The following is a 19400-nucleotide window of genomic DNA, read 5'->3' on the forward strand; positions in this document are numbered from 1 at the left end:
CAATGAGCGATACTTTGAGAATTGGGCATAATACAGGATTTAGTTTAAAGGGGAAAAAAGCGTTTATTTTCGACCTTGATGGTACGGTTTATCTTGGAAACACTCCCATTCAAAACACAATAAATTTTATAAAAGACAATTATAAAAAATACAAATTTTATTTTATGACAAACAATACATCCAAAAACATCAAAGAATATATAAATAAGTTAAATCATTTTGGTATTCCTGCAACAATTGATAGTATCATTTCACCTTTAATTCCCCTTATCGATTATTTAAATAGAGAAAAAATAAAAAAGATATTCCCTCTGGCAAATACAAGTATGAAAAATTACTTGGTAGAAAAAATTTCTGATATTGTTTTTACAGATAATGTACAGGAATGTGAGGCTGTGGTTATGGGATTTGATACCGAGCTTACATACGATAAGCTAAAAAGTGCTGCATATCTTCTTGCTGACAAAAATATCAGGTATCTTGCCACACATAGTGACAATGTCTGTCCTACTGATAAAGGTGATATCCCTGACGTGGGTTCATTTATAGCTCTTTTTGATAAAACTGTTAAAAGGTTGCCGGATAAGATTTTTGGCAAGCCAAATAAAATATTGCTTGAGCCTATATTAAAGGAGTTTAAAGAGAGTGAACTGGTAGTGGTGGGGGACAGAATTTATACGGACAAGTTGCTGGCAAACAACGCCGGAATAGATCTTGTACTTGTATTAAGCGGTGAAACAAAATTAGAGCATTTAAAAAGTATTGATAAACTGCCGGAATTAATTGTTGAAGACTGTGGTGAACTAAGTAAGTTTTTTTAAAGCTTTCTCAATATCGGCTACTGAATATCCTGCCGAGAAACAGCCAAGGCCTGCTTCACTGTTGAAATATTCGACCTTTTCGAGAAGTTCGTCTATTATATCTTCGGGGCCGCTATTGATATTTATGATTTTTTCCAAGATAAAATCAGGTAATTCACTTTATCTGTTTTGCCTTTTTGCCAATTCATGAAGCTGCTTTATTTTTTCCATGTAATAAATATATTAATAACTCAAGCAGTGCAACATCATTTATAAATTCAATATAAACTTATTTAAGATTTTTTAAAATTTCATCGGCGTACTTTGGGTATAGAGCCCTTATGCAATCAGGGCAAAGACTATGGGTGAAGTCAAGCTGATGCTTTTCGGAAAGATAACTTTCCAGTTTATGCCAATTGCCATTTTCGTCCCTGATTTTTTTGCAGTGCGAGCATACAGGCAGCAAATCCCTTAAGTTTTTTATCTCAATAATTGCTCTTTCAAACTCTCTGTTTTTGTGGTGCAGGCTGTTAATAATACTGTTATAGTTTTTTGAAAGTATAAGCAGCTCTTTTATCTTAAGCTTCTTGTATTTTTCTATAGGCTGCCCTCTTTTTATGCTGGTTAAAATTTTTCTGAAAGGGATAAAAAACGATTTTTTATAGCTTATTATATTGCCAACAAAAGTAATATAAATAATTATCAAAAAAACTAACTCAACTAAAAGCAATGTCAATATTGTAAAGTATATCTCTTTTTTATTTAAAGAAATTTCAACTATTATGCTTCCAAGTACATTTTCCATATAATTGAAATCGGATATTTTAAAGAAGTATTTTCTGAGCATAAAAGAGTCCAATATAAATTCTCTTTCAGGTGAAATTATAAATTTTCTTACTGCTTCAGGTAAAGTTGTATTTGATTTATTTACAAGGTCGAATGTATCCAGGACATTATTTCCACCTGAGTAATACATAGAAGCTTTCAAATTTTTATCATTTATTTCAATTAAAGGAGAAAATTTCAAAAATTCCGTGTCGATACCGATTTGCAGAAATATGTCCAGATTTTTAATATAAGAAAAGGTGTATATCCTAAAAGTATTTGTGGCCGGTGTATACACAGGGAATGTTATGTTTACATAATTATCATTATTTTTACTTAAAACTTCTTCTGCCACAATTCTGGCGTCTTCAAACTGCTTTAAATCGAGGTTTTTTTCTTCTGGCAAGGTAGTGCTTGCAACAATAAGGTCTCTGCCAATTAGCGCGATATCCGCGTTACTTCCCGATTCCTGTATTAGCATTTTCTGAAATTTATTTATAATCTCTTCACTGTTTTCAGGATGTTGTGACAGAGTGTTTGATAATTTGATGTGTTCATTTTTTATTTTGTCGGCAAGTCTGTTTACCCTTTTTTCCTCTTCTGCAAAATAGTAGCTGACTATTTTATTCAGGCTATTTACTACATCGTTATACCTTTTTATAGAGTTTGTATATATTGAGTAGCTTACAAGACACAATGAGATTACAATCAGTAAGGTGATAATTAATATTAATCTGGTTTGCTTTTTTAAAAAAAGTGTCAAAATTGAAAACATAACAAGTTATAAAAAAACAAATTTGTTTTTGCAATAAATTAATTATCCCTTTTTATCTTTCCTCTTGCAAGCGAAGCAAATATCCCTGAAAAATTCAGAATCGCAAACATTGTAAATAAAATTTTTAAACATTTTATAAAAAGAGTATAGTGTTCGGGCATTATTCTTACCTTCCCTATAAAAACTGAAAATACCACTATAACTATTGCCATGCTAAACATCTGCCCGGTAAGTCGCATTGTGCCGAATATGGCCGAAGCAATGCCGTAATGTTTCTTGTCTACCGAACTCATTATAGCATTTGTATTGGGAGAGGAAAATAGAGCGAAGCCAAATCCGATTAACATTAAGATGGCAACAATACTGAGGATTTCTGTGGAGTCTGATATTGTAGAAAAATAAAAAAGTCCTGCTGTCATAAGCCCCATTCCTATTGAAGCAATAATTCTTGGCTCAATTTTATCGGAGAGTTTGCCCGCAAATGGAGAAAATAGTGTCATCATTATTGGTTGGGATAACAGTACAAGACCTGCCTGTTGTGGCGATATCCCTTTAATATATTGCAGATATAAGCTCATCAGAAAACTTATTGCAAATGTTGAAGTGTAATTGATAAATGCCGCAAGGCTTGAAAAAGTAAAGGTTATGTTGTTTATAAAAATATTGAAATTGATGACCGGGGAAGATACTTTCCGTTCTACATAGTAAAAGATTGCCAAAAGTAGAAAACCTGCTGATAAAAAGATAATTGATTTGATTGTGGGCACAGCTGAAAAACCTAAAAGTATTAGCAAAATCGACAGAATATAAGTAATTGAGCCTGATAAATCAAATTTTTCACTTTTTGCATCAGCCCATTCTGTCTTGATATGCTGGTATGCAAATATTAGTATAATGAGGCACAGCGGGATTTGAAATAAAAATATGCTTCTCCATCCAAAATGTTCTGTCATTATCCCCCCTAAAAAAGGGCCGCTGCTTAAACCGGTGTACACAGCTGATACATTTATTCCCAAAACCCTACCCCTTTTCTCGGGAGGAAATACAGAGGTAAGAATTGCGATGTTTGTACTAAATACTGCTGCGCTGCCAATACCCTGGACTATTCTTGCAAGAATCAATGTCATGGCAGATTGTGATACTGAAGCCATTATTGTGGCAGCAAGATATATAAATATTCCTAAGTTGAAAAATCTTTTTCTTCCGTAAATATCTGCAAGTTTACCTGCTGGTACAAGAAAAACTGCGGCAGAAAGAATATATGAAGATGTTATCCAGTTTAATTTTATTGCATCAACTATAAACTCCCTTTCTATAGAGGGGAGAGAGATATTGATGGATGATGTCATAAAAGGGGCGATAAAAGAGGAAAGGGCTACAACAAAAAGTATTATATTTTTGTTTTCTTTTGCCGAAAAAAAATGTTGCATAAGTAATTATTACGTATAATTAAAAAATTTACAACAAAATTTAAAAGTGAAGTTAGTAATTGTCTTTTATCTCATATTTTTCAAGACGGTAAAGCAAAACATGTCTTGGAATACAGAGATATTCGGCAGCTTTTGATTTATTTCCGTTAAATTTTTCCAGGGATTTCAAGATTATCTCTTTTTCGAAAGCCAAAATGTCAAATGAATCATTCGGAAGGTTTAAGGTGAGGCAAGATTTAACATTATCCGTACCTTTATTTAAAAAATCAATGGTTAATCTTCCATCTTTTGCCAAAATTGCCATACGGTAAACAGCGTTTTCAAGCTCTCTTATGTTTCCTGGCCAATCGTAATTTTGCAGCTTGGCTAATATGTCTTTGTCAACTTGTATATGTTTGTAGCCATATTTTTTTAGGAAGAAATCCACGAGCTCCGGTATATCCTCTTTCCTTTCCCTTAAAGGGGGGATTGTAATAGGGAATATGTTGAGTCTGTAATAAAGGTCTTCCCTGAATTGCCCTTTTTCTACAAGTATTTCAAGATTTTTGTTTGTGGCGGCTATTACCCTTACATTGACATATTCCAGGGAGCCTGCCCCTACCGGCTGAATTTCCCCTTCCTGTAAAAATCTGAGAAGTTTTGCCTGCATATCAAGAGGTATTTCACCTATTTCGTCCAGAAAAAGTGTACCTTTGTCGGCATTCTTTATTTTCCCTGTTTTATCTCTGTCAGCTCCGGTAAAAGACCCCTTTTTATGTCCAAATAGTTCGCTTTCGAAAAGATTTTCAGGTATGGCTGCACAATTTACTGCCACAAATGGTTTGGTGGCCCTGTTACTTTGATAATGAATTTGTTTTGCAAAAAGCTCTTTGCCTGTACCACTTTCTCCATATAATAAGACTGGGGCATCTGTTTCTGCTACTTTTTCAATGAGATTCATAACAGTTTTGAATTTGGGACTTTTACCGATTAAATTAGGTCTGAATGTATTTTTAACAAAGTCTTTCAGCTGCATATTTTCATTTTCAATCTTTTTAAAGTTTGCAGCCTTTTTTACAGTATTTATAAGGACTTCATTTTCAAAAGGTTTGGGAATGTAGTCATAGGCGCCTGCCTTAATAGCATTTACTGCATCAGCGATATTTCCGTAAGCGGTTATAATTATTACAATTGAGTTTAAGTTATTTTTTAATATGAAATTAAGAATATCGTTTCCGTTTGCCCCGGGTAGTTTTATGTCTGTAATAACTATGTCGTAATTTTTCTTTACTATAAGCTCAAGAGCCTTGTCCCCTCTGTTTGAATGTTCAATAGTAAACCCTTCGTCTTCAAGCATTATCTTTATAAGTGTTGCAAGGGTTTCGTTATCTTCAACAAGCAATATTTTCATCGGTTACCCTTTTGAATGTAATGATAAATTTTGCCCCATTGTCGTTTACAATATCAAGTTTTCCGCCATGTTCATTGATTATTTTCATTGTAATTGTAAGCCCTAAGCCAGATCCTGTTTCTTTTGTAGTATAAAATGGTTCAAAGATTTTTTCCATAATACTTTCAGAGATGCCACTTCCGTTATCTTTGATAGAGAAAATTACATAATATTTGCTGCACTCGGCAGAAAATTCAATGAGTTTTTCTTTTTTACCATTAAGTCTTAATTCTTCCACAGAATTTAAAAATATATTGATAAATGCCTGTTTCAGGTTATTAAGGTCACCTTCAATAAAGGTATTTTTGTCACATTTAAAATTTTCTTCAATTTTTATATCTTCTTTTGTTGATTTTATGGCAAGCTTTAGCCATTCCAAAAGCTCATTATAAAAATTTTCTACATTGATTTGGCGGGTTTCATTTTTGCCAAATTTGGCATACTGCAAGAATCTATCCACAAAATTATTTAACCTGTCTATTTCTGAAATCAGAATATTAATAAGCTGTTCAACATTTTTGCCCTGCTTTATAAGATTTGCAGCAGATTTTAAAGATGCAAGCGGATTTCTGATTTCGTGTGCGATACCTGCAGATAACTGACCTAACGCCCTGAGTTTTTCAGATTTGGCAAATTCCTTTTCCATTCTAATTTTTTCTTCTGTCGCTGCTTCCAGCTCTTTATAGGCATTTTGAACTTTTATTTTTTCAAGATAAAGTTTTTGGGAATAAAATCCCGCAAATATACCAAGTGTATACATCATCAACACTTCCACAAAGCTGCGCAAATGATAGTGTTTGAGCTCAAATATGTTTAAATAAATGTTGGGGGCATAAGATACGGTAATTACAAATGAAGCCAATATCCCGCCAATAAGTCCATAATTCATTGCTATTATTATGACAATTATGTAGAGCATGTAGTAGTGCACTATGTGTATTATACTGAAATCCGAAGGGGTGGTGTGGTGAAAAAACATTGTTACAAGAAAGAAAATAAGAGAAAAAAGCCCGACAAATTTATTGCCGGGGATATAATATTTTTTAATTGACAATCTGCCCATCCTTCATTGTAATTATCCTTTCTGCAAAGTCAGCCATACTTTTATCGTGTGTTACCATCAATATAGTGTAACCTTCATTGTTAAGTTGTTTGAAAATATTTGCCACAATCATACTGTTTTCAGCATCAAGGTTCCCTGTAGGTTCGTCAGCAAAAATCACCTTTGGCTTTTTTATAAGCGCCCTTGCTATTGCCACTCTTTGCTGCTCACCACCCGAAAGCTGATTTGGCAGTCTGTCGTACTTTCCGTTCAAGCCTACTTTGTCAAGACACTCTTTTGCATACTCAATATCTTCTTTTTTTACCGGTGTAAAACTTTTTGAGCAAGGTAAAAGTACATTTTCAAGTGCAGTCAGATATGGGATAAGATAGTGAAACTGAAAGATAACAGAAAATTCCTCATTTCTCAGTTTGTTCAACTCTTTTTCCTTTACATCGAAGTAGTTAATGTCATTATAACATATTTTGCCAGAATCAGCTTTCATAAGTGTTGACAGGATGTTTAATAGTGTACTTTTGCCTGAGCCGGATTTACCTAAAATGGCTACAAATTCCCCCGCATCAATTTCAAGGGTCAAATCTTTTAAGACATGTGTTTCAATTTTTCCGTTATAGTAAAATTTATTTAGATTTTCTGTACTTAACATATTATACCTCTTTTATAATGCAATAAGTGCTTCAGACGGAGTTATTTTTGCTGCTTTTGCTGCTGGTAGACTTGATGAGATTATGGCAATTAAGCCAACAGCAATAACAACCAGGACACTTTCCAGGAAACTGAATGTTATTTTTCCAGCTTCAATGTGCAGAATATCAAGTATTTTGAAACTTAAAAAATATCCGCTTGTATAACCAACCAGACCTGACATTATACCTATTAAGAGAGCCTCGGTAATAAAAATTATAAATATATTTGACTTGGAATATCCCACCGCTCTTAATATGCCGATCTCTTTTTTCCTTTCTGTAACGGAAGAGAGCATAAATATAGCAAGCATAAAGCATGCAATAAAAATAATTACTCCACTTAAAATAGCAGCGAGTTTTTCTACAAAGTGTACGGCTGACATTCTTTGTTTTACCAGTTTCTGGACGGCATTGATTTCTGAATCTGGAATGGCGACTTTAATTTGATTGACTATGTCTTCAATAGGACACCCTGCACAAAGTGCTGACACTTCGACAAAATTAATTTTATTGGTTTCACCTGTGAGGTTTTGCAATTGGTGCAGGTTAGCAAAAATAAGATTATCCTCTTCAGAACCGGTACTTTCAATTACACCTGAGATTGTAAAATTGCTGCCATAAAGCTGTATTTTATCACCCATATTTTTATTAAGTTTTTTGGCAATATTTGAACCTATAATTACTTCATCTCCCCTTTCAATCATTTTTCCTGAAATATTCCAGTAGCTTTTTATTTTTATCTCTTCTTGTGGGACGATACCAACTACGCCTACCAATTTATCTTCTAATTTAGCTGCTTTTACTAGTTTTGGAGCTACAGCACTTATGTTTTTATTAAACTCAATGTTTCTTATTTTTTCTACAACATCAGTTTCAGGAAGGTATTTAACCTCGTAAGACAAATTTCCAAGCTGTACCCCGCCGTAAGAAATATTTATCTCATCCGTTTTCGGGTACACAAGTATGTTTGCACCAAACTTGTTCATCTTTTCTTCCAGAGCTTCTGAAACTGTGGAAGAGACTTTGTTAAGTGCGACAGAAGAAGTAATGCCTATTGCAAATACGAATATTAAAATAGCTGTTTTAAAAAACTTTACCTTCAGGTTTTTAAACGGAATCGTAAAAATATTCATATTTTTACCCTAAAAATAGAATGAGCCTTTTTTAATGTCGGCAACTTGTATTTCAAGAAAGCTACCATTTACACTTCTGTTTAATGGTGCTGGATTGCAACCACCTTTTTGCACATTTATCTTTGATTCGTGAAATCTTTGCCCGCAATTATTACAAATTACAAAATCACTTTCCTGACGATACCCTTTTTTTTCCGGATAGCATACGTCGCAAGCATCAAAAGCTGCTCTTATGGTCCCGTCATTGCTTTGCAATACAAAAAATTTAACAGGTTTGCCATTGTTATCATATTCATAGTAGTGAATATTACCGTCACTTACTTTGGAAACGGGTATTTTAACGATTCCATTTTCCGCTTTTACTTTTTCATATTTGCCACTCTGGCAGCCAACTAAGAAAATTAATGTAATAAAGCTAAAAAGTAACTTTTTCATATTACACCTCACAAATTTTTTGAATAACTGAGCAATTCTTTTGCCATATTTGTAAATATTTGATAAATAGTATTTGTTAACCATATAAATTAAAAGTATGTAGAATATTCTCTATAATTTGTGTAGAATATTCTACATTATGAAGCTCTTTTTTGGGATGTTTAAAGAATTAGATGTGAAAATAGCATTGTAAAATGATTAATATGAATTATAATTGTTAAATGAGAATAATTATAAAAACAGTATTTCTTTTTTTTGTTTTTTCACAACTAAGCTTTTCTTTTACTGCTGATATTCATAAAAAATTCGATAATGTTTTAAAGACATACGTGTCAAATGGATTAGTTGACTACAAATCTTTGTTACAAAATAGAAAACAGTTTGATGACTATTTGTTATCTTTGTCATATGTGAAAGAAAGTGAATATAATTCATGGGACACTAACACAAAACTTTCTTTCTTAATTAATCTTTACAATGCAGCAACTTTACAGCTAATCATTGATAATTACCCTGTAAAATCGATAAAAGATATTGGTAATATTTTCAGCGGTCCCTGGGATAAAAAGGTTGTCAAACTGTTTGGTAATAAAATTTCTCTTGATAATCTTGAGCACGATATTATCCGTAAGCAGTTTAATGAACCACGAATTCATTTTGCGCTGGTATGTGCTGCAAAAGGGTGTCCCCCGCTTCGCTTCGAAGCCTATACAGGGAAGAAGCTTGATGCACAGCTTAATGAGCAAGTACAAGAATATTTACAGTCAAACTATGGGATGGTGGTGGATTACCAAAAAAATACTGTTTTTCTGTCCTCTATATTTAAATGGTATGATGAAGATTTTAGCTCGATAGATGATTTTATTAAAAAATATTCTTTAATAGATATAAAAAATTTTAATAAAAAATGGATAAAGTATGACTGGAGCTTAAATGAAAAATAAGTACGGTTTGTTTTGGAGGTAAGATGCAGGAAATTTTAAATGAGAAACATCGCTTAAAAGACTATAGCTGGAATTTTACTGAAAATGGGGAGATGAGGGCATACGTAACGCCAACTAAGTTAAAAGAGCTCTGGTTTCACACGGGAACAATTTGTAATTTGAGATGCCCATTTTGCTTTGAAGGCTCATCACCCAACAACAACAGGATAGAGCAGCTGACACTTTCTGATATTAAACCTTTTATAGAAGAAGCGTTGGAGATAGGTGTAGAAAGGTTTTCCTTTACAGGTGGTGAACCTTTTGTAAATAAAGAGTTTATTAAAATACTTGACTATGCGCTTAATTTTAAAGATTGTCTGGTTTTGACAAATGCTACAGAGCCACTACTTAAAAATTTAGACAAGATTAAATCTTTTGCCAACAAACCTAACAAGCTTACTTTTAGAGTAAGTCTTGATTCTTATGATGAAACTGTTCACGATAAAAATAGAGGTAAAGGTAAATTTAAGCTTTCTCTTGAATTGTTAAAAAAAATATATGAAATGGGTTTTGATGTATCAGTTGCCAGCCAAGCTTCTGTAAATGAATCTATTTCAAATATAAATGAAAATTTTGCAAAACTTTTTAATCAGTCAGGACTACTTGAAACAATGGAAATAGTATCTTTTGTAGATTTAAAGCGCCCAGGTGCTGCAGTAAAAGTACCTGAAATAACAAAAGCCCAGCTTTATTCCACCAAAAGTGATGAAGAGATAGAAAATTTAATGTGTAGTTACAGCAAAATGGTTTTAAAAAAAGATGGTAAAGTAAGTGTCTATGCATGCACTTTGGTAGATGATGACGAACAATATGATTTGGGCAGCACACTTAAAGAGGCAATGCAGGCAAAAGTATCTCTTAAGCATCATAGATGTTTTATATGCTATTCTGATGGGGTGTCATGTAGTCAATTAAGCAGTAAAATAGCCAAAAAGCAAAGAGAGGAAGGTATGATTACGAAAGAAGCAGCTGTGAATAAAGATGATATAAAAGAGTACTATGGTAAGGTTTTAAAGACAAAATATGATTTAAAAACATCAGCTTGTTGCTCTACCGAGTCGGTTCCTGACTATGTAAAAAGTATACTTTTGGATATTGAAGAGGAGATTTTGGATAAATTTTATGGGTGTGGCTCTCCGATTCCTCTGGCAGTAGAGGGTTGCACGGTGATTGACCTTGGGTGTGGCACGGGAAGAGATGCCTACATCCTTTCCAGGCTTGTTGGCGAAAACGGGAAAGTAATTGGCGTTGATATGACAGATGAACAGCTTGATGTAGCTAAAAAATATATTGATTTAATGACCGAAAAATTTGGTTTTAAAAGTCCAAACATAGAATTTAAAAAAGGGTATATAGAAGAGCTTGACAAGTTGGGCATAGAGGACAATTCCGTCGATGTGGTGATATCAAATTGTGTGGTAAATCTCTCATTTGATAAGTCAAAATTATTGAAGGAAATTTTTAGGGTATTAAAGCCAGGCGGTGAGCTTTATTTTTCCGACGTGTTTGCGTCAAGAAGAATCCCTGATGAATTGAAAACAGACCCGGTGTTGATAGGTGAATGTATCGCCGGAGCATTTTATATTGAGGACTTTAGAAGAGCTGTTTCTAAACTTGGATATCCTGATGTAAGAATTGTTTCTTCAAGAGAGATAGAAATAAATAATCCTGAAATAAAACAAAAAGTTGGGATGGCAAAACTTTATTCCAGGACTGTTAGGGTATTCAAGATAGAAGATTTGGAAGATAGATGTGAAGACTACGGTCAGGTTGCTATTTACCTTGGCACAATACCTCAGGAGCCAAATTTTTTTATGTTGGATGATCACCACATATTTGAAAAGGGGAAACCGATGCTTGTTTGCGGCAACACTGCGTCAATGTTGTCTCAGACAAGATACTCCAAACATTTTAAAGTTTTTGGTGATCGCTCCACTCATTATGGGCTATTTGATTGTGGTGATGATAAACAAAATAATGATGAACCGAAAAATGCCTGTGGTTGTTAAATGAAAAAATATCTAAAGCTACTGCTTGCCACACTGATTATTTTATTGCTTGTTTTTGCCGGTAAATATTATGGGCTTTCAGAAAAGTTTGGTGATTTTAGAGAGTGGGTAGCCTCAAAAGGAGCCTGGGGTCCCATTATTTTTATGGGGGTTTATGCACTGGCTACTGTAACGGCAATCCCCGGTTCGGCACTGACCATAATGGCAGGAGCGATTTTTGGCTCGATTGTAGGGGTTGTGACGGTTATATTTGGAGCAACCATTGGCGCATCGCTGTGCTTTCTGATTTCAAGATATTTTGCAAGGGATTTTGTAGTATCACTTTTGTCAAAAAGTGAAAAGTTTAAAAAATTAGATGATATGACTGAGAAAAATGGAGCAATAATTGTAGCTATTACAAGGCTTGTTCCGCTTTTCCCTTTTAATCTCCTTAACTATGGTTTCGGACTTACAAAAGTACCTTTTATGACGTACGTCTTTTGGTCTTTTATATGTATGCTGCCCGGGACAGTCCTTTATGTAGTTGGGACGGATGCTGTAACTACTGCAATCAGGGAAGGTAAAATCCCCTGGGTGCTTGTAGCTGTGGTATTACTGATATTTGCAATCCTATTTTTGCTTGTCAAAAAAGCAAAGAGTAAAATCAAGGAATAAATATGAGCAGCCTTAATCTATCACCAAAAGATATTTATAATGAAAAACTTTTGAGCAATGTTCATCCAAAAGACTGGGTGAATCCTGAACCTGAGCCAATTTATAATCTTGTTGTTTTGGGTGCTGGTACTGCGGGGCTTATAAGTGCGATAATAACTGCCTCATTGGGCGGGAAAGTGGCTCTTGTGGAAAAAGATTTGATGGGCGGCGATTGTCTGAATGTTGGCTGTGTCCCTTCCAAGTCTTTGATTGCATCAGCTAAAGCTGCTCATATGTTAAAAAATGCAGGAATCTACGGTTTTGAAAAAACTCAGCCAGATAGAGAAAATTTTGTTAATGTAATGGAGCGGTTGCGCAAGATAAGGGCTGAAATTAGTAAAAATGATTCAGTTAGAAGATACAGGGAGCTTGGCGTTGATGTCTTTTTAGGAGAAGGGCGTTTTATATCAGAAAATTGCCTTCAGGTTGCTGGTAATAGACTTTTGTTTAAGAAAGCTGTGATTGCAACAGGTGCAAAGGCATTTGTGCCTGACATACCTGGCATTAAAGATATAGAGTTTCTTACCAACGAAAATGTATTTAATCTTGAAAAGTTGCCTGAAAAACTTGCCATTGTTGGGGGCGGCCCTATTGGATGTGAGCTTGCACAGGCATTTGCAAGGCTTGGTTCAACTGTTTTTATTATTCAAAACTCGAGACTTTTGCCAAGGGAAGATAACGAGGCTTTAGAGATTATCAAAAATGTCTTTAAAAGAGAAGGGATAGAGATTTTTGAAAATTCAAGAATAGCTAACTTTAGTAATTTAGGTGGCGGTAAGAAGGGGATTTTTCTTGTCAGTGATTCTAAGATGATTGAGCTGGAAGTGGATGAAATACTGATATCAGTAGGAAGAAAGCCCAATGTCGAGAATATAGGTCTTGAAAGTGCAAATGTTAAGTATGATATAAAGCGGGGGATTCTTGTAACCGACTACTTGCAAACCACAAATAAGAATATATATGCCGCCGGGGATTGCTGCATGAAATGGAAATTTACTCATGCAGCAGATGCAGCTGCTCAGATTGTTGTTCAAAATGCACTTTTTATGGGTAGAAAAAAACTTAGCAAGGTTGTTATGCCGTGGTGTACTTATACCGACCCTGAAGTTGCCCATGTGGGAATATATGAAGAGGAAGCAGCTGCCAAAGAGATTGATGTAGAGTATTTTAAATTTGATATGGATGAGAACGATAGGGCGATAACAGAAGGGGAGACAGAAGGCTTTGTGAAAATTATGGTGAAAAAAGGGACAGACAAGATATTGGGGGCGACAATTGTAGCATCTCAGGCCGGTGAAATGATTAATGAAGTTACATTTGCCATTGCAAATGGGATTGGGCTGTCAAAATTTTCTCAAGTTGTGCATCCATATCCTACAAGAAGTGAGGCTATAAAACGTGTAGCAGGACTTTACAATAAAAGCAGGCTCACACCAAGGGTTGCAAATATTTTGAAATGGTGGCTCAGATTAAACAGAAGATGAAACCTCATCGAGACAATTTATTGATAATTTTTACAAAATTTCCAGAGCCTGGATTTTCAAAAACAAGATTAATTCCTTCTATTGGTCCCTTTAATGCGGCAAATCTTCAAAAGCTAATGACAGAGTTTGTTGTGAAGCAAGCCAGAAAGCTAAATATTTCATTTGAGATTAGATATACGGGTGCAGATTTAAGTAAAATGAAATGCTGGTTAGGTGAAGACTTGGTTTATAAAAAACAGTCAGAGGGTAGTCTGGGTGAGAGGTTGAAAAATGCATTTGAGGATGGGTTTAATAATGGCTACAAAAAAATAGTTGCAGTTGGAAGTGATTGTCCTGACTTAAGGGCAGATACAATTGCGATGGCATTTGAGTATCTTGAAAATAGTCGTTGTGTGATTGGTCCTGCTAAAGATGGCGGATATTATCTTATTGGTCTTTCGGAAATGAAGGAAGATATATTTACTGGTATATCATGGGGGAGCAGTAAAGTATTATCTGAGACAATTTCAAGGTTGAAACAATATATTTTGCTTCCAAAATTGGCAGATGTGGATGAATTTGAGGATATACCCCTTAGAATATCGGTAATTATTCCGGTTTTAAATGAAGAGACAAACCTCGATAGGATTATAAATGAGATACTCGAAGCCTTCAATGTTGAAATAATAGTGGCTGATGGAGGAAGCAGTGACAGAAGCTTGGAAATAGCAGAAAAATACAATGTTAAGATAGTCAGATGTGAAAAAGCTCAAAGAGCTTTTCAAATGAATAAAGGCGCTGAAAATTCTACCGGAGATATATTGTTTTTTTTGCATGCGGATTCTTATCTGCCTGAAAACTGGGACGTTGCAGTAAGAAATACACTGAAGGGTAAAGATGTGATTTTTGGACACTTTATTTTTGGGATAAAAGAAGATTTTCGTGGCAGATGGTTAATAGAATTGGGGACAAATTTCAGGGCAAAAATATTGAAAAAACCTTATGGTGATCAGGGTTTTTTTATAAAGAGAGAAGATTTTTTTATGTCAGGGAAATTCCCAGATGTTCCCATACTTGAAGATGTGTTGTTTGTTAAAAATGTAAAAAAATATGGCAAAATAAGTTGCTGCAATTCTGTTGTCAAAACTTCTGGTAGAAGGTGGCAAAAATACGGAGCATTGAAGGTTGTATATTTGAATCAATGTGTACTTATTGCTTCAAAAATTGGCTACGATTTGAATTTTATAAGAAAATCGTATATAAAAGGTTTAAACCCTCTCTTTTCTTTTAAAAATAGAAAAATGTTTTAAGTGGGTGTGCCAATAAAAATATAGACATTGTTATATTTTTATGTTATACCGATTGTATACAGTATACCGTTTTTCTGTGCCGATACTGTTGTTTGCAAAATTTGTTTTTGGATATATTTGAAAAATAAAAAGTCTGTCTTGACGGAGTGATATATGGCTAAAGTTTTCTTTGGTGTTTTTAAAAATAAGGTAATAGATAACAGAGGTAAGCCCAGAGAGGAATGGACTGATGCTCCTATTAAAATTGATGAAAACTTTAATGGTAAAAAGCTTGATGTATTTGTAAATTGGGATGGTTTTCTTGTTTTTGATGAAAAAACTGATGTCTTGCAGGCGCTTGTAAACTACATGTACAGAATAAGCGATTTTGGTTGCTGCGGAAGATGTTTCCCCGGCAGGATGGGGACAAGACTTGTTGCAGAGGGGCTTGAAAAAATAATAAAAAATAGCCAGGAAGCAAGTTTTGAAGATGTTTATGATATGGCTGTGTCCATAAATGAATCTGCAAAGTGTACGGTAGCGCCGACAGCCGTTATTCCGGTAATGAAATATATTGAACATTTCAAGGATGCAAAAATTAACACTGATAATACAAAAGAGATTCAGTATGTTAAGCATCTCACAGCTCCTTGTACTGCAGGGTGTCCTGCAAATGTGAAAATTCCCGAATTTATAGAAGCTATAAAAGATGCAAGATACTTGGAAGCTCTTGCAATAATCAGGACTACTATGCCCTTGCCGGGAGTTTGTGGAAGGGTTTGTCCTCACCCATGCGAGGCTAACTGCAGAAGAGGGCTTGTTGATGAGCCTGTAAGTATTATGGTTTTAAAAAGGACTCCATGGGATTATGAATATTATCATCATAAAAAGCCTGAAATCCCAGTATATAGAGAAGCTACAGATAAAAAGGTTGCTATTGTTGGAGCAGGCCCTGCAGGGCTTACGGCGGCTTATTACCTTGCTCAGCTCGGGCATAAGGTAAAAATCTATGAAATGCTGCCTGAGCCAGGTGGTATGGTGGCTGTAGGTATTCCTGATTACAGACAGCCCAGACTTCTTCTTAGAAGAGAGGTTGAAATTATTCAATCCCTCGGAGTGGAAATCCAGTACAACACAAAACTTGGAAGAGATATTTTTCTTGATGACCTCAAAAAAGATTATGATTCTGTTCTCATAGCAATTGGTGCTTTTAAAAGCCGGGAGATGGGTGTTGAGGGTGAAAATGAGGGGTATGAAGGTGTATTGGAAAGTGGTATTGATTTTCTTCAAAGATTTTCTCTTGGTGAAGAGGTAAAAATAGGAAACAGAGTTGTGGTGGTTGGGGGTGGTAATACTGCCATAGACTGTGTGAGGACGGCCTTGAGGCTTGGCTCAAAAGATGTAAATCTTGTTTACCGTCGTTCACGTGCTGAAATGCCAGCCGAAGATTATGAGGTTGCGGATGCAGAAGAGGAAGGGGTAAAGTTTCACTTTTTGATAAATCCGGTAAAGGTTATTGCAAAGGATGGCAAGGTGGTAGGGCTTGAGTGTGTGAAAATGCAGCTTGGGGAGCCGGATGAATCTGGCAGAAGAAAACCTGAGCCAGTTCCGGGGTCAAATTTTATTATTGAATGTGATACTGTAATTCCTGCAATAGGTCAATATCCTGATTTGAGCTTCCTTAAAGAAGAAGATGGTATTAAAGTTACAAAATGGAATACTATAAGTGTCAAGGAAGATTTGTATATGACAGATGTGCCGGGCGTGTTTTCGGCAGGTGACTGCGAATGGGGTCCAAATACGGTTGTTAAGGCAATCGGTGCCGGAAGATGGGCTGCAATTATGATGGACAGGTATATGATGGAAGGGGATGTTTACCTTACTGACCAGGAAAAGCTTGAGCTTACTCTTTACAAAAACAAAGTGTTTGATAAAAATGAAGTTGTATGTGAGCCACATACTATTCACAGGGTACATCAGGCAAAGCTTCCACCGGAAGAGAGGGTTAAACATTTTGAAGAGATAGAAAAGCCATTTACGGAACAGCAGGCTTATCTTGAGGCGACCCGTTGTTTACGGTGTGTTAGAATGGCAATGGTTGGTTTAGAAAATTAATTTCGGGGTATAGATATGGGGCAGATATATATTAACGATAAACTTTACGATTTTAAAGAAGGGGAAACGATTTTAGATGTTGCAAGAAGAAATGAGATTGATATCCCTGTAATGTGTTATCTGGAACATATCACTCCTACAGGGGCATGCAGGCTATGTCTTATTGAAATAGAAGGGGTTGCAAAACCAGTTGCTGCCTGTGTTACATATGCTATTGACGGGATGAAGGTAAAAACCGATACGGAAAAGGTTGTTAAAAACAGAAAGAAAATGATGGAACTTGTTTTGATGAAGCACCCGCTTGATTGTCCTGTTTGTGACAAGGCCGGGGAATGTATGCTTCAGGATACAGCCTATTCATTTGGCATAAAGGAAGAAACTTTTAAAACTGAAAAACCTGCAAAGCCAAAATTTGACTGGGATATGATTATACATGATGCAAATCTTTGTGTTCTTTGTGAAAGATGTGTAAAACTCTGCCATGAGGTGGCAGGGTGCAGTGCTCTTGAAATACAGGAGCGGGGTTTTGAAAATATTATAAACACAAAAAACGGCGCAAATCTCTCTTGTGACTTCTGTGGGATTTGCGTCGATTATTGCCCTGTTGGCGCTCTCCTTGACAAGCCTTATAAACACAGTGTCAGAGCGTGGGATTTGCAAAGAAAACAGAGTGTTTGTACAATGTGCCCTGTGGGGTGCAAAATAGAATATGGATTATATGATGGTGAAATTTACAGGGCTACCTCAGCAGATGGCGGGTTTGTGTGCTCACTCGGAAGGTATGCGTTTAAATATACAGATAATCCTGAAAGGGTAACTACGACTCTTAAAAAAGGCAACAACGAGTTTGAAACTGTTGATTTTGATGATTCTATAAAGAATGTGATTGAGAAGGTCGACAAAATTAAAGAGTATTATGGTGAAGGCTCTGTAGCATTTCTTGTGGGGGGCAGTCTTTCCTGTGAAGATATTGCTGCTGTCAAGTATCTTGCTGATAAAATTGCGGGCGGTAAAGTTGTCAGTGACGTAGCTATTGAATATGAAAAATATTACAATGAATATTTCAAAAAGTTTTCAACTTATAATAATATTGGCAAGTTGCCAAATTTAAGGGATTCAGAACTTACTTTTGTTATTGGGGCGGATTTAAAGACCGAATCTCTCGGTGTAAAGTGGGATATTATGAATGCAGCAGTTAGAAATGATGGCAAGCTTGTCACAATTACTCTGAGAGAGCCGGAGTATGAATATATGGCTGATGCAGCATTGAAGGCTGATTATGGAGATTTTGCGGGAGTATTTGAAAAAATTAAAAATAGTTCTGAAAGAGTTTATAGCGATATCAGAGAATATATAAAAGATGCCAAGAAGATTTCTTTTGTTGTTGGAAATGAATATATGCAGGCTGAAAAACAATTGAAGTCTGTATTTGCTTTTCTTGATTATGCAGGAGGCAGAGAAAAACTGTATAATTTCATTAATACGTGCGATAAGGCAAATTACATCTCATTGCTTAATATTATAGGTAACGAGTACACTGCAGATAGTTTTATTAAAGAGCTTGAAAGTGGAAAAATAAAGGCACTTATCGTGGTAGGTTTTGATACTCTTAATGTCGGCAAAGGATACAAATCCATTCAAAAAAATGCCTTTAATCTTGAGCTTATCGTTAGTATTGGAATGTTTACAGATAACTTTTCAAGAAATGCCGATATATTCTTCCCTGCAACAGGTTATCTGGAGCAGGAAAGTACCTTTGTGACAATGGACAATAGACTAATCAGGTCTGAAAAGATAATTGATGCACCGGGGCAAACATATCCTGTATCTTATATAATGAGCAGACTTGCTAAGATAAAAGGGTTTGAACTTCCTGACAATAATGAGGAGATATTTAATGGACTGTTGTCCGGTAAGTATGGCTTTCCTGAAATAAAGTATAGCGAAATAGATGGCTATCTTTATAAAGTGGTTGATTGGTCTTATTCCAATACTGAATATGTTTATAAAGAATTTCCAAAAGGTACGGTAGAAGTCATTGTCAATGAAAGATACCATAACGGAAACCTTACGAAAAAAGCTGCCCTGGAAAAGAAAGATGGTGAGGCTTACAGGAAATATTATTTTGATGTTAAAGGGGATGTAATAAGTGGTGAGGATGCCTGCTATGATGGTAAATGTACTCTGAATACCGGTGTTGCAAAAGGAGTGGTTTTAATACCTAAAAATGCTTGAGTTTTATATGTAAATTAAAAGCCCCTTATGAAGGGGC

Annotated in this window: 16 protein-coding genes; 8 read left to right on the forward strand and 8 right to left on the reverse strand. The window is 35.3% G+C overall.

Translation table 11 applies throughout. From position 1 onward, the window contains the following. Positions 1-2 precede the first annotated feature (2 nt). Positions 3-821: an HAD-IIA family hydrolase gene (locus ACTCAF_RS05065; protein ID WP_463062205.1), complete on the forward strand. Its 819-nt coding sequence runs from the start codon at positions 3-5 to the stop codon at positions 819-821. On the opposite strand, the gene ACTCAF_RS05070 is transcribed toward ACTCAF_RS05065, so the two are convergent. The 8 genes from ACTCAF_RS05070 to ACTCAF_RS05105 all read right to left on the reverse strand — a co-directional run bounded on the left by ACTCAF_RS05070 (position 804) and on the right by ACTCAF_RS05105 (position 8576). After that, positions 804-959 carry a hypothetical protein gene (locus ACTCAF_RS05070; protein WP_463062206.1) on the reverse strand — a complete coding sequence of 52 codons (156 nt, stop codon included), beginning with the start codon at positions 957-959 and terminating at the stop codon, positions 804-806. The two genes, ACTCAF_RS05065 and ACTCAF_RS05070, sit on opposite strands and share 18 nt — an antisense overlap. Before the next feature lie 130 nt (positions 960-1089). Further along, complete coding sequence (locus ACTCAF_RS05075; protein WP_463062207.1) at positions 1090-2400, reverse strand: hypothetical protein; 1311 nt, start codon at positions 2398-2400, stop codon at positions 1090-1092. 38 nt (positions 2401-2438) lie between these two features. After that, complete coding sequence (locus ACTCAF_RS05080) at positions 2439-3830, reverse strand: MFS transporter (RefSeq protein WP_463062208.1); 1392 nt, start codon at positions 3828-3830, stop codon at positions 2439-2441. Positions 3831-3882: 52 nt separating this feature from the next. Beyond that, positions 3883-5220 (reverse strand): sigma-54-dependent transcriptional regulator, encoded by a 1338-nt coding sequence (locus tag ACTCAF_RS05085; protein ID WP_463062209.1) that lies wholly within the window; start codon positions 5218-5220, stop codon positions 3883-3885. Beyond that, positions 5201-6313: a two-component system sensor histidine kinase NtrB gene (locus ACTCAF_RS05090; RefSeq protein WP_463062210.1), complete on the reverse strand. Its 1113-nt coding sequence runs from the start codon at positions 6311-6313 to the stop codon at positions 5201-5203. The genes ACTCAF_RS05085 and ACTCAF_RS05090 overlap by 20 nt, the downstream gene beginning before the upstream one ends. Then, entirely contained in the window at positions 6303-6968 is a 666-nt protein-coding gene (locus ACTCAF_RS05095) for an ABC transporter ATP-binding protein (protein WP_242820943.1), read from the reverse strand. Before ACTCAF_RS05095 ends, ACTCAF_RS05090 begins: the two co-directional genes overlap by 11 nt. A gap of 12 nt (positions 6969-6980) precedes the next feature. Next, positions 6981-8141, reverse strand: a complete 1161-nt coding sequence (locus tag ACTCAF_RS05100) for an ABC transporter permease (RefSeq protein ID WP_463062211.1) — start codon at positions 8139-8141, stop codon at positions 6981-6983. A 9-nt stretch (positions 8142-8150) separates the two neighbouring features. Beyond that, on the reverse strand, positions 8151-8576 hold the full coding sequence (locus tag ACTCAF_RS05105) for a Fe-S-containing protein (protein WP_463062212.1): 426 nt from the start codon (positions 8574-8576) through the stop codon (positions 8151-8153). Positions 8577-8797: 221 nt separating this feature from the next. On the opposite strand from ACTCAF_RS05105, the gene ACTCAF_RS05110 reads away from it, so the two are divergent. From ACTCAF_RS05110 to ACTCAF_RS05140, 7 genes are all read left to right on the forward strand, one after another. Further along, a complete protein-coding gene (locus ACTCAF_RS05110) occupies positions 8798-9520 on the forward strand; it encodes a DUF547 domain-containing protein (RefSeq protein ID WP_463062213.1) in 723 nt (240 codons plus the stop codon). Positions 9521-9543: 23 nt separating this feature from the next. After that, a complete protein-coding gene (locus ACTCAF_RS05115) occupies positions 9544-11568 on the forward strand; it encodes a methyltransferase domain-containing protein (RefSeq protein ID WP_463062214.1) in 2025 nt (674 codons plus the stop codon). Further along, the gene (locus ACTCAF_RS05120; RefSeq protein WP_463062215.1) at positions 11569-12222 is read left to right on the forward strand and encodes a TVP38/TMEM64 family protein; all 654 of its coding nucleotides are present in this window, start codon (positions 11569-11571) and stop codon (positions 12220-12222) included. A 2-nt stretch (positions 12223-12224) separates the two neighbouring features. Beyond that, a complete protein-coding gene (locus tag ACTCAF_RS05125) occupies positions 12225-13745 on the forward strand; it encodes a mercuric reductase (RefSeq protein ID WP_463062216.1) in 1521 nt (506 codons plus the stop codon). Beyond that, entirely contained in the window at positions 13721-15034 is a 1314-nt protein-coding gene (locus tag ACTCAF_RS05130; protein WP_463062217.1) for a TIGR04283 family arsenosugar biosynthesis glycosyltransferase, read from the forward strand. Before ACTCAF_RS05125 ends, ACTCAF_RS05130 begins: the two co-directional genes overlap by 25 nt. A 153-nt stretch (positions 15035-15187) precedes the next feature. Further along, entirely contained in the window at positions 15188-17128 is a 1941-nt protein-coding gene (locus ACTCAF_RS05135; RefSeq protein ID WP_463062218.1) for an FAD-dependent oxidoreductase, read from the forward strand. A 15-nt stretch (positions 17129-17143) separates the two neighbouring features. Further along, positions 17144-19363 (forward strand): molybdopterin-dependent oxidoreductase, encoded by a 2220-nt coding sequence (locus tag ACTCAF_RS05140; protein WP_463062219.1) that lies wholly within the window; start codon positions 17144-17146, stop codon positions 19361-19363. Positions 19364-19400: the final 37 nt, after the last annotated feature.

The organism is Deferrivibrio sp. (assembly GCF_055117995.1).